Source organism: Pseudomonas sp. PA-4-8C (genome assembly GCF_021606625.1).
Taxonomy (GTDB): domain Bacteria; phylum Pseudomonadota; class Gammaproteobacteria; order Pseudomonadales; family Pseudomonadaceae; genus Aquipseudomonas; species Aquipseudomonas lactis.
Map to the genome: position 1 here is coordinate 20,546 of NZ_WKCD01000042.1, position 12,141 is coordinate 32,686.

Genomic DNA, 12,141 nt, shown 5'->3' on the forward strand with positions numbered 1-12,141 from the left:
TTTCCTCAGATCAATTCGCGAACGTCGATGAAACGACCGTTGACGGCAGCGGCGGCGGCCATGGCCGGGCTCACCAGGTGGGTACGCCCACCCGCGCCTTGGCGCCCTTCGAAGTTACGGTTGGAGGTCGACGCGCAATGCTCGCCCGACTCCAGGCGGTCCGGGTTCATCGCCAGGCACATCGAGCAGCCCGGCTCACGCCATTCAAAACCGGCTTCGAGGAAGATCTTGTCCAGGCCTTCGGCTTCCGCCTGGGCTTTAACCAGCCCGGAACCTGGTACCACAATGGCTTGCTTGATGGTCGAGGCCACCTTGCGCCCCTTGGCGATCACCGCCGCGGCGCGCAGGTCTTCGATCCGCGAGTTGGTGCAGGAGCCGATAAATACGCGGTCCAACTGGATGTCGGTGATCGCCTGGTTGGCGGTCAACCCCATGTATTTCAAGGCGCGCTCGATGGAGCCGCGCTTGACCAGGTCGGCCTCTTTGGCCGGGTCCGGCACGTTCTGGTCAACGGCCAAGACCATTTCCGGCGAAGTGCCCCAGCTGACTTGCGGCTTGATCTGCGCAGCGTCGAGTTCGACCACGGTGTCGAACACCGCATCGGCGTCGGAGACTAGGTCTTTCCAGGCTTCAACGGCGGCGTCCCAATCGGCGCCTTGCGGCGCGAACGGGCGACCCTTGACGTATTCGACGGTCTTTTCGTCCGCCGCCACCATGCCCACGCGGGCACCGGCTTCGATGGACATGTTGCAGATGGTCATGCGGCCTTCGATGGACAGGTCGCGGATTGCACTGCCGGCGAACTCGATGGCATGGCCGTTACCACCGGCAGTGCCGATCTTGCCGATCACGGCCAGTACGATGTCCTTGGCGGTCACGCCAAACGGCAATTGGCCTTCGACGCGTACCAACATGTTCTTCATTTTCTTGGCCACCAGGCACTGGGTGGCAAATACGTGTTCCACCTCGGAAGTGCCGATGCCATGGGCCAGGGCGCCGAACGCACCATGGGTGGAGGTATGGGAGTCACCGCAGACCACGGTCATGCCCGGCAAGGTTGCACCCTGCTCCGGGCCGATGACATGGACGATGCCTTGGCGCACGTCGTTCATCTTGAATTCGGTGATGCCGTACTCGTCGCAATAGTCGTCGAGGGTCTGCACCTGCAACCGCGAGACCTGGTCGGCAATGGCTTCGATGCCGCCCTTGCGCTCAGGCGTGGTGGGCACGTTGTGGTCCGGCGTGGCGATGATGGAGTCGACGCGCCAAGGCTTGCGCCCGGCCAGTCGCAGGCCTTCGAACGCTTGGGGCGAGGTCACTTCATGGATGATGTGACGGTCGATATAGATCAGCGACGATCCATCATCGCGACGTTTCACTTCATGGGAATCCCAAAGCTTGTCGTAAAGCGTTTTGCCGGCCATCAGTCGGTCCTCATCAGCGGTGCTTCTATACGCCGGGCTTTTCAATAACCCTTTGGCTTGTGAGGCTGATGGTATGGCGCTACATTAAATAACTCAAATTCATATTTTTTATGCTTTGGATTACCAACTGGAATAGCACCATGGACCTGGCCAACCTCAACGCCTTTATCGCCATCGCCGAAACCGGCAGTTTCTCCGGCGCCGGCGAACGCCTGCACCTGACCCAGCCGGCCATCAGCAAGCGCATCGCCGGCCTGGAACAACAATTGAAGGTACGGCTGTTCGACCGCCTGGGCCGTGAAGTCGGCTTGACCGAGGCCGGACGGGCCTTGCTGCCACGCGCTTATCAAATCCTCAACGTGCTGGACGACACCCGCCGCGCCCTGACCAACCTCACCGGCGAGGTCAGCGGGCGCCTAACCCTGGCCACCAGCCACCATATTGGCCTGCACCGTCTGCCACCGATCCTGCGCACTTTCACGCGGCAATACCCCAATGTGGCGCTGGATATTCAGTTTCTGGATTCAGAAGTGGCCTACGAAGAAATCCTCCACGGCCGTGCGGAAGTCGCGGTGATCACCCTGGCGCCAGAGCCCCACAACCTGGTGCAAGCTACCCGCGTGTGGGACGACCCGCTGGATTTTGTGGTGGCGCCCGAACACAGCCTGATCAGCAACGGCTCCGTCAGCCTGGCCGATATCGCCGGGCATCCGGCGGTATTTCCCGGCGGCAACACCTTTACCCACCATATTGTCAGCCGCCTGTTCGAGGCCCAGGGCCTCACACCTAATATTGCGATGAGCACTAACTACCTGGAAACCATCAAGATGATGGTCTCCATCGGCCTGGCCTGGAGCGTGTTGCCGCGCACCATGCTCGATGATCAGGTGGCAAGTATCGCTTTGCCGGGCATACAGCTCAGTCGCCAGCTAGGCTATATCGTGCACACCGAAAGGACGCTGTCGAACGCTGCGCGGGCTTTCATGAGCCTGTTGGATGCACAGGTCGATCTGCCAGGGTTACCGGCATGACACTGTGTGGGCCAGGGGTTTAGGTCAAACCGCGCGGTTTTCTCAATGAGCCAAGGCCCTTTGATAATGCGCAACCCCGTTGACCCGGTTCCCCCCCTGCCCCGCATCTACGCCCTGGACCCTCAAGCGGCGGAACAAAGCTGGGACAGCGCCCCGCAACTGCTGACGGCCCTCAATGCCGCGCGACTGGGTGCCTGGTCCTGGGAAATCGACACGGGAAGAATCAGCTGGTCGCGGGGTACCCAGGCGTTATTCGGCTTTGACCCGCGCCAGCCTCTGCCCAAGGACCTCGACTACCTCGACCTGCTGGCCCCACAAGACAGTGCGCGGGTGGTGCGCGGCTTTCATGCGGTGCTCGCCGGAGAGCCGCTCGACCGCGCCATGCACCACCGCATCCAATGGCCCGATGGCAGCCAGCACTGGCTGGAAATCAGCGGCAGCCTGGTTCCCGACAAAGCCGGACGGCGGCGCATGATCGGGGTGATCCGCGAGATCACCCACCAACGCGACCGTGAACACGCCCTCAGCCATTCGGAAAAGCGCTTTGCCACCCTGTTCCACCTGTGCCCGAACATGGTACTGCTGACGCGTCAGGCTGACGGTTTGATCAGCGAAGCCAACCAGTATTTCGAGATGCTGTTCGGTTGGCCGGTGGCCGATGCCATCGGCCGCACCACCCTGGAACTGGGCTTGTGGCGCCACCCGGAACAGCGTGCGCTGCTGGTCAAGGCCACGCAGCGCAAGGGGGAACCCATCACCATGGAAGTGCAGTTCTGCGCCAGCAACGGCCAGATCCATGACGGCACCCTCAGCGCGCAAAAGGTCGAACTGGACGGCGAGGCGTACCTGATCAGCACGTTCCTGGACACCACCGAACGTAAAAACGCCGAGCAAGCACTCAAGGACAGCCAGGAGCGCCTGGACCTGGCCCTGGATTCCGCGCAACTGGGCACCTGGGATTGGCACATCCCCAGCGGCATGCTCTACGGCTCAGCGCGTGCCGCCCAGTTGCACGGGCTGGAACCCGCGCCGTTCCATGAATCCTTCGATGCGTTTTTTGAGGGCATGTCCGATGAAGACCGCGAGGGCATGCGCCATGCGTACCGCAGTCTGCGCGAAGGCCCGGACGGCAACTATCAGTTGACCTACCGCGTGCAAATGGAAGACGGCAGCCCGCGCTACCTGGAGAGCCGCGCACGCCTGTATCGCGATGAATCAGGCAAGCCCCTGCGCATGGCCGGCACCTTGCTGGACATCACCGACCAGGTCGAGCGCGAGCAACGGCTGACCGCCTCGGAAGAGAAGTTCGCCAGCCTGTTCCAGGCCAGCCCCGACCCGATCTGCGTCACCTGCCTGGAGAGCGGCGCGTTTATCGAGATCAACCCGGCGTTTACCCAGACGTTTGGCTTTACAGCCGCCGAAGTACTGGACAAAAGCGCCGAACAAATCGGCCTGTGGGACGACTCCAGCAAGCGCCTGCAGCGCATCGAGCAGGTGATTCGCGAACAGGCCCTGAGCAATGTGGCTATCGTGGTGCATCACAAGGACGGCCAAAGCCTGACCTGCATGATTTCCAGCCGCTTGATCAAGGTCAGCGACCAGCCGTGCATCGTCACCACGCTGCGCGATATTACCCAGCAGCAACGCTCGGAAGCCGCACTCAAGGCCAGTGAAGAGAAGTTCGCCAAGGCGTTTCACTCCAGCCCCGACGCAATTTCCATCACCGAACGCGACACCGGCCGTTATGTGGAGGTCAACGACGGCTTTTGCCGCCTGACCGGTTACCGCACCGAAGAGGCCATCGGCCTGACCCTGTACCAGATCGGCATCTGGGCCGATGAAAACCAACGCGCCGCACTGTTGGCCGAGTTGCAGATCAAGGGCCGCATCCACCACCTGGAAATGCTCTGGCGCAACAAGCGCGGCGAGGTACTGGCAGTGGAGGTGTCAGTGGAGCCGATCACCTTGAATGAAACCCCCTGTCTGCTGCTGACCGCGCGGGATGTAAGCCTATTGAAGAATGCCCAGGCGCAGATCCGTCACCTGGCCTATCACGACCCGCTGACCAACCTGCCAAACCGTGCGCTGCTGATGGACCGCCTGAGCCAGCAGATCGCCCTGCTCAAGCGCCACAATCTGCGCGGCGCCCTGCTGTTTCTGGACCTGGACCACTTCAAACACATCAACGACTCCCTCGGCCACCCCGTTGGCGACACCGTGCTGAAAATCGTCACCGCGCGCCTGGAGGCCAGCGTGCGCATGGAGGACACCGTGGCGCGCCTGGGCGGCGATGAGTTTGTGGTATTGCTCAGCGGCCTGGAGGGCACCCGCCAGACGGTCAGCAGCCAGGTGCAAGCGCTGGCCGATACCCTGCGCGAATTGCTTTCGGAACCGATGTTTCTCGACGGCCATCGGCTGCAGGTCACGCCCAGCATCGGCGTGGCGTTGATCCCCGACCATGGCACCACACCCGCCGATCTGCTCAAACGCGCTGACATCGCCCTGTACCGCGCCAAGGACTCCGGGCGCAACACCACGCAGATGTTCCACAACAGCATGCAAAAAACCGCCAGCGAGCGCCTGCGCATGGAGACCGACTTGCGCCTGGCCTTGTCCCGCGGCGAATTCAGCGTGCATTACCAGCCCCAGGTGGATGCGCGCGGCAACCGGATAGTCGGCGCCGAGGCCCTGGTGCGCTGGCAGCATCCACAATTGGGCGCGCAGTCGCCGACGGAATTTATCAAGGTATTGGAAGACAGCGGCCTGATCCTGGAGGTCGGCACCTGGATTCTCGATGAAGCCTGCGGCGCCTTTGCCCAGTTGATTGCCGACGGCTTGGTGGACCCGCTCAATTTCAGCCTGTGCGTGAACATCAGTCCCCGGCAGTTTCGCCAGAACGACTTTGTGGAACGGGTGGAGCACAGCCTCAAGCAACACGGTTTGCCGTTCAGCCTGCTGAAACTGGAAATTACCGAAGGCATCGTGATCCAGAACCTGGACGACACGGTGGTGAAGATGCGCCGCCTGAAAAAACTCGGCGTGAGCTTTGCGATGGATGATTTCGGTACCGGCTATTCATCCCTGACCTACCTCAAGCGCCTGCCGGTGGACGCGCTGAAGATTGATCAGTCGTTCGTGCGCGATGCGACCCACGACCCCAATGATGCGGAAATCATCCGCGCCATTGTGGCCATGGCCCGCAGCCTGAACCTGGAAGTCATCGCCGAGGGGGTGGAAACCCTGGAGCAGTTGGCGTTCCTGCAAAAGCTCGGCTGCCATTTATTCCAGGGGTATTTGCACAGCCGACCGTTGCCGATCGAGGGGTTCAGGCGGCTGCTGGATGAGGCATGCCCAGCAGGCGGCTGACTTGGCCCAAGTCCGTCTCGCGGCGCAGGGCCGTGAACAACTCCACTGCCTCCGGGTAGTTGCGCGTGAGCATCGCCAGCCACTGCTTCAAGCGGCCGGGCGCCTGCTTTTCCGTGAGTTGCGCCACCGACTGGCGCCAGAACTCCTGAAGCATCGGCTGCATCTGCGCCCAGGTCATCTCGACCACGTCTTCGCCGGCCTTGGCCGCCACAATCTGCCGCGCCAGGTCGGGCCGCGCCACCAGGCCACGGCCCAGCATGATGTCTTCGGCGCCGCTGATTTCGCGGCAGCGCTTCCAGTCTTCGACGCTCCAGATATCGCCATTGGCAAACACCGGCACCTTGACCACGTCCTGCACCCGCGGGATCCACTCCCAATGGGCCGGCGGCTTGTAGCCATCGGCCTTGGTGCGCGCATGCACCACGATATGCGCCGCGCCGCCCTCGGCCAGGGCCGTGGCGCACACCAGCGCGCCATCCGGGCTGTCGAAGCCCAGGCGCATCTTGGCGGTCACGGGAATATGCGCCGGTACGGCACGACGCACATGCTCGACGATCTGGTTGAGCAGCTCCGGCTCCTTGAGCAGCACCGCGCCACCTCGGGATTTATTCACGGTCTTGGCCGGGCAACCGAAGTTCAGGTCGATGACCTCAGAGCCCAGCTCACAGGCCAGGGCGGCATTTTCCGCCAGGCACACCGGGTCAGAACCGAGCAACTGCACCCGCAACGGCACACCCGCCGCCGTGTGGGCACCGTGCAGCAGTTCAGGCGCGAGCTTGTGGAAATAGGCAGGCGTGAGCAGGCGGTCGTTGACCCGGATAAATTCGGTCACGCACCAGTCGATACCGCCCACGTGGGTCAACACGTCCCGCAGGATGTTGTCGACCAACCCCTCCATGGGCGCCAAAGCAATTTGCATGGAAAACACTCAACAAAAATCGTGGCGCAGTTTACTGGGTTTCCAGCGGCAACCGTTAACCCCCTGTCAGGGCGGGGCCGTAACCGTCAATAAACTCGGCGGGCATGCGCTTGGGCTTGCCGCTGGACAACTCAATGCACACGAAGGTTGTTTGCGCACGCAGTAGGGTCGCGCCGTCGCGGGGGCGTACCAGCTGGAAACGACGGGTCATTTTCAGCCGTTGGTCCCAATCGACGATCCAGGTGGCCAGTTGTAACTCATCGCCCTCATAGCCTGCCGCCAAGTAGTCGATTTCATGGCGCACCACGGCCATGGCGCGGTCCAGGCGGCGGTATTCGGTGAGGTCCAGCCCCAGGCGCTGGGAATGGCGCCAGGCGCAACGCTCCAGCCACGAGACATACACCGCATTATTGGCGTGTCCCAGGCCGTCGATGTCTTCAGCCGCAACCTGCAGATCGATGATGAACGGCGTTGCCAAATCCCAGCCCATGCCTTGCTCCAGTCGATTGATGTCGGCGGGGCAGTGTATCAGGCGCTCTGGCGCTCCTGTAGACGGCAGCCGGCCAATAGGGCGAGTACAGCGTCGATCACCTGCGGGTCGGCGAGCACTTTCTGGTGGCCGCCCTGCTCCAGGCGCAGCAGGCGGCTGTCGAACCAGGCTTCGTGAATGGCTTGAGCCGCCCTGACCGGAACGAAGGTGTCGTCTTCGGCGTGGACGATCAGGCCGGGAATGTTCATTTGGTAGTGGGCCACGTCCAGATGCTTGAGCGGCATGCCCATGCTCAACTCCACTTCTTGGATAAAGGCTGAGCGCGCCCGTGGCGGCAAGCCGACCATGCGGGTGAACCCGCGCAACACATCCAGAAAGCGCGACGGTGCGGCAATGCTGACCAATGCCTGTGTACGCAACCCCAACTGCACCGCCAGCATCGCACTGGCGCCGCCCATGGAGTGGCCGACCACCGCGTACAGCGGCGGCAGCTCGGCCGCCGCCTCAAGCATGGCGCGGGCAAACAGCAGCACATGGGCCTCACGCCCTGGCGAACGGCCGTGGGCGGGACCGTCCAGGGCAATTACCGAATAGCCGTTGTCGACCAACGCTGTGATCAAACTGGCAAACTGAGTGGGCCGGCCTTCCCAGCCATGCATCAGCAGCACCGCCGGGCCATGCCCCCATCGCAACGCCGACAGGCCGAAACGCAGAGTGATGCGCTCCGATTGCGCCAACAACGGCAGCTCCCAGTCACGCGGCGGCAGATCGCGCGGGGTCATGAAGGTGCGACGCATCTTGCTGGCAACCGCATGCGGCGCAAGGCGCCCCACCGTGCCATTGAAACCACGAACCCAGGTCAATGCGCCCATCTTGCGTCCCCTTTTTCAGCGTACCGCCGACTTGGCCGCACGTATCACGCGATCCGATAACTCGCCCGGCCCCAGCGCCCGCGCCAGGGTCAGCCCCCCGACCATCAAGGCCATGTCCGCCAGGGCTTTGTCGATCTCTTCAGGGCTGCCGGCCAGTTGCGCAGCCATCAACTCGACGTGCTCGTTCAAGACCTCGCGAAATGCGTCCGGCAAGCGCCCCATCTCCCCCACTGTCGCGGGCAACGGGCAGGCCTGGGTCGTGGAGTCGCGGTGCTTGCGTGACAGATAAAACGCGGCGACCAAGGTGCGGCGCTCTTCGCCGGTCAGCTGTTCGTCCAAGTCATCGATGGAGGCGCGACGCTGCGCCAACAACTGGTTGAACGCTTCCAGCATCAGTGCGTCTTTGCTTTCAAAATGCGCGTAGAAGCCTCCTACCGTTAGCCCCGCCGCCCCCATCACTTCACCCACACTGGGCTCAGCCGGGCCACGCTGGATCAATGCCGCGCTGGCAGCCTGCAAAATACGTTCGCGGGTTTGCGCTTTTTTATCGCTCATCGAAGCCTCCGTCGTTCATGGGTTGAATATTATTACCATAATAATATTTGGCAAGCGACAAGCACGACCGCCGGTCAGTACAGAAAAATGGGAATAAAGGAGGGAATTGGCCAAACGCCAGACAAACAAAAGGGCCATTCAATAATTGAATGACCCTTAAAAATCCCGCAGAGCGGGTAATCGTGGCGTCCCCTAGGGGACTCGAACCCCTGTTACCGCCGTGAAAGGGCGGTGTCCTAGGCCACTAGACGAAGGGGACACAAACCTTCTATACAACTGATCAGCACTGAGAACTGATCGATTCAAGGACGGTGTGGCCGGAACCTTGAACCTGTAAAATTGGTGGAGCTAAACGGGATCGAACCGTTGACCTCTTGCATGCCATGCAAGCGCTCTCCCAGCTGAGCTATAGCCCCGGATTTTTCGTCTCGCGACGCAGCAGACCTTTCGAGCTGCTTGTTGAAACTGGCGTCCCCTAGGGGACTCGAACCCCTGTTACCGCCGTGAAAGGGCGGTGTCCTAGGCCACTAGACGAAGGGGACAAAACCTTCTGTACATCTGATCAGAGCTGAGACCTGATCAATTCAAGGACGGTGTGGCCGGAACCTTGAACCTGTAAATTGGTGGAGCTAAACGGGATCGAACCGTTGACCTCTTGCATGCCATGCAAGCGCTCTCCCAGCTGAGCTATAGCCCCTCATCGGTGAGGACGGGGCGAATCTTAATGGCGGTTTGGAAACGTGTCAAATTTATTTTCAACAATTTCCAAAATTTTTTGCCGGGATAACAATCACTTACCGACGAAACCCCGGAAAACCGGGGTTTCGTGCCGCAAGCGGCCTGCTTAAGCGATAGCGCCCAGCAGCTTTTCCCATTCCTTGTTTTCTTTCTTCGACACACCACCAAGCAAATCAAGGGCTTGGCGCAGGCGGAAACGGGTCAGGTCCGGGCCGAGGATTTCCATCGCATCAAGCACCGACACCGAACTGGCCTGCCCGGTGATTGCGGCAAACATCAGCGGCATGGCGTCACGCAGCTTGAGCTCCAGGGATTCGACCACCGCCTGGATGGTCGCGGTGATCGCATCCTTCTCCCACTGACGCAGGCTTTCAAGCTTCCACAGGATCAACTGCATCAGTTGGCGAACCTGGTCACCGGAAAGCTTCTTGGACTCGAACAGCTTGGGATCGGGATTCACGCCACCGGCAAAGAAGAAATTGGCCAAGGGTGCGACCTGGCTGAATGTCTCTACCCTGCCCTGCACCAGCGGCGCGATCTTCATCATGTACTCGGGGTTCAACGCCCACTGCTGCACGCGGCTGGCGAACTCTTGCACCGGCAGGTCACGCAGCCACTGGCCGTTGAGCCACGAGAGTTTCTCGATATCGAAGATCGGCCCGCCGAGGGAGACGCGGGACAGGTCGAAGTTGTCGACCATTTCCTGCAGCGAGAACTTCTCGCGCTCATCCGGCATCGACCAGCCCATGCGGCCCAGGTAGTTAAGCATCGCCTCGGGCATGAAGCCCATGCGCTCGTAGAACGTCACCGACGTGGGGTTCTTGCGCTTGGACAGCTTGCTCTTGTCCGGGTTACGCAGCAGCGGCATGTAGCACAGTTGCGGTTGCTCCCAGCCGAAGTATTCGTACAGCAGAATGAGTTTCGGTGCCGATGGCAGCCACTCTTCGCCACGCAGCACATGGGTGATGCCCATCAGGTGGTCATCGACCACGTTGGCCAGGAAGTACGTCGGCAAGCCGTCGGTCTTCATCAGCACCTGCATGTCCATGCGGTCCCACGGGATCTCGACGTCACCGCGCAGCATGTCCGGCACCACGCACACGCCTTCGCTTGGCACCTTCATACGGATGACGTGGGGCTCACCAGCCGCCAGGCGCGCAGCCACTTCTTCCTTGGACAACAGCAACGCACGGCCATCGTAGCGCGGGGTCTCGCCACGGGCCTGTTGCTCGGCGCGCATCTGGTCCAGCTCTTCGGCGGTGCAGAAGCACGGGAAGGCATGGCCCATATCGACCAGTTGCTGGGTGAACTGCTTGTAGATGTCGCTGCGCTCGCTCTGGCGATACGGACCGTGAGGGCCGCCCACGTCCGGGCCTTCAGCCCAGGTAATGCCCAACCAGCGCAGGGCATCGAAAATCTGCTGTTCGGACTCACGGGTGGAGCGCAGTTGATCGGTGTCTTCGATCCGCAGGATGAACTCACCGCCATGCTGCTTGGCAAAGCAGTAGTTGAACAGGGCGATGTAAGCAGTACCGACGTGGGGATCCCCAGTGGGCGATGGCGCAATGCGCGTGCGGACGGTGGTCATGGCAGGTCTCGAATGGGCGATATAACTGAAAATTCAAACAAGGGGCGAATGGTAACAGCCTGGGTGATTTCTGGAAAACCGAGGCGCGGCCATCGCAGGCAAGCCAGCTCCCACATTTTGGCCGCGTTCACAGATCAATGTGGGAGCCGGGCTTGCCCGCGATGAGGCCAGCCCAATCAACGCAAATCAAACAGCCAACAGCCGCTCACGCAACTTGCCAATCTCATCGCGCGTCTGCGCCGCCGCTTCAAACTCCAGATCCCGCGCCAGCTGGTACATCTTCTCTTCCAACTGTCGAATCCGTTTGGTGATCTCACTCGGTGAGCGCAGTTCGTTCTCGTACTTGGCGCTCTCCTCGGCGGCCTTGGCCATGCCCTTGCGCTTCTTGCTGCGCGAGCCGGGCACGGTGGCGCCTTCCATGATGTCGGCAACGTCCTTGAACACACCTTTGGGGGTAATGCCGTGCTCCAGGTTGAACGCGATCTGCTTGTCGCGACGGCGCTGAGTCTCGCCAATTGCCCGTTCCATGGAGCCGGTGATGCGGTCGGCATAGAGAATTGCGCGGCCATTGAGGTTACGCGCCGCTCTGCCGATGGTCTGGATCAGCGAGCGTTCGGAGCGCAGGAAGCCCTCCTTGTCCGCATCCAGGATCGCCACCAGCGACACTTCCGGCATGTCCAGGCCTTCACGCAACAGGTTGATCCCCACCAGCACATCGAAGGTGCCCAGGCGCAGGTCGCGGATGATTTCCACGCGTTCCACGGTGTCGATGTCCGAGTGCAGGTAACGCACGCGCACGCCGTGGTCGGCCAGGTAATCAGTCAAGTCTTCGGACATGCGCTTGGTCAGGGTGGTGACCAGCACCCGCTCTTCCAGGGCCACGCGCTTGTTGATTTCCGAGAGCAAGTCGTCGACCTGGGTCAGCGCCGGGCGAATTTCGATTTCCGGGTCCACCAGGCCAGTGGGTCGCACCAGTTGCTCGATAACGCGGCCCGCGTGCTCGGCTTCATAGTTGCCGGGCGTAGCGGAGACGAAGATGGTCTGCGGGCTGATGGCTTCCCACTCGTCAAAGCGCATGGGCCGGTTGTCCAGCGCCGACGGCAGGCGGAAACCGTACTCCACCAGGGTTTCCTTGCGCGAACGGTCACCCTTATACAT

9 protein-coding genes and 4 tRNA genes are annotated in these 12,141 nt (G+C 61.5%); 2 read left to right on the forward strand and 11 right to left on the reverse strand.

Going from position 1 to position 12,141, the window contains the following annotated elements:
* Positions 1 to 5 precede the first annotated feature (5 nt).
* A complete protein-coding gene (gene leuC / locus GIW04_RS10095) occupies positions 6 to 1,424 on the reverse strand; it encodes a 3-isopropylmalate dehydratase large subunit (protein ID WP_003192562.1) in 1,419 nt (472 codons plus the stop codon).
* A gap of 140 nt (positions 1,425 to 1,564) precedes the next feature.
* Between leuC and GIW04_RS10100 the strand changes: the two genes are divergently transcribed.
* Positions 1,565 to 2,455 carry a LysR family transcriptional regulator gene (locus GIW04_RS10100; RefSeq protein ID WP_120248924.1) on the forward strand — a complete coding sequence of 297 codons (891 nt, stop codon included), beginning with the start codon at positions 1,565 to 1,567 and terminating at the stop codon, positions 2,453 to 2,455.
* 66 nt (positions 2,456 to 2,521) lie between these two features.
* A complete protein-coding gene (locus GIW04_RS10105; RefSeq protein ID WP_120248925.1) occupies positions 2,522 to 5,821 on the forward strand; it encodes an EAL domain-containing protein in 3,300 nt (1,099 codons plus the stop codon).
* Here the strand turns inward: GIW04_RS10105 and GIW04_RS10110 are convergent.
* From GIW04_RS10110 to GIW04_RS10155, 10 genes are all read right to left on the reverse strand, one after another.
* Positions 5,781 to 6,740, reverse strand: coding sequence for a tRNA dihydrouridine synthase (locus tag GIW04_RS10110; protein ID WP_057711844.1), 960 nt, complete (start codon positions 6,738 to 6,740; stop codon positions 5,781 to 5,783). The two genes, GIW04_RS10105 and GIW04_RS10110, sit on opposite strands and share 41 nt — an antisense overlap.
* 55 nt (positions 6,741 to 6,795) lie before the next feature.
* On the reverse strand, positions 6,796 to 7,230 hold the full coding sequence (locus GIW04_RS10115) for an acyl-CoA thioesterase (protein WP_003192568.1): 435 nt from the start codon (positions 7,228 to 7,230) through the stop codon (positions 6,796 to 6,798).
* A 38-nt stretch (positions 7,231 to 7,268) separates the two neighbouring features.
* A complete protein-coding gene (locus GIW04_RS10120; protein WP_003192569.1) occupies positions 7,269 to 8,102 on the reverse strand; it encodes an alpha/beta hydrolase in 834 nt (277 codons plus the stop codon).
* Between the two features lie 15 nt (positions 8,103 to 8,117).
* Positions 8,118 to 8,657 carry a TetR/AcrR family transcriptional regulator gene (locus tag GIW04_RS10125; protein ID WP_003192571.1) on the reverse strand — a complete coding sequence of 180 codons (540 nt, stop codon included), beginning with the start codon at positions 8,655 to 8,657 and terminating at the stop codon, positions 8,118 to 8,120.
* A 183-nt stretch (positions 8,658 to 8,840) separates the two neighbouring features.
* Positions 8,841 to 8,916: transfer RNA gene (locus GIW04_RS10130), tRNA-Glu, on the reverse strand.
* Between the two features lie 81 nt (positions 8,917 to 8,997).
* Positions 8,998 to 9,073, reverse strand: a tRNA-Ala gene (locus tag GIW04_RS10135).
* Between the two features lie 50 nt (positions 9,074 to 9,123).
* Positions 9,124 to 9,199, reverse strand: a tRNA-Glu gene (locus tag GIW04_RS10140).
* Between the two features lie 79 nt (positions 9,200 to 9,278).
* A tRNA-Ala gene (locus GIW04_RS10145) sits at positions 9,279 to 9,354 on the reverse strand.
* A 147-nt stretch (positions 9,355 to 9,501) separates the two neighbouring features.
* Positions 9,502 to 10,983 carry a glutamate--tRNA ligase gene (gene gltX / locus GIW04_RS10150; protein ID WP_120248926.1) on the reverse strand — a complete coding sequence of 494 codons (1,482 nt, stop codon included), beginning with the start codon at positions 10,981 to 10,983 and terminating at the stop codon, positions 9,502 to 9,504.
* Between the two features lie 186 nt (positions 10,984 to 11,169).
* On the reverse strand, positions 11,170 to 12,141 hold a 972-nt coding region (locus tag GIW04_RS10155; protein ID WP_236478973.1), incomplete at its 5' end, for a helicase-related protein.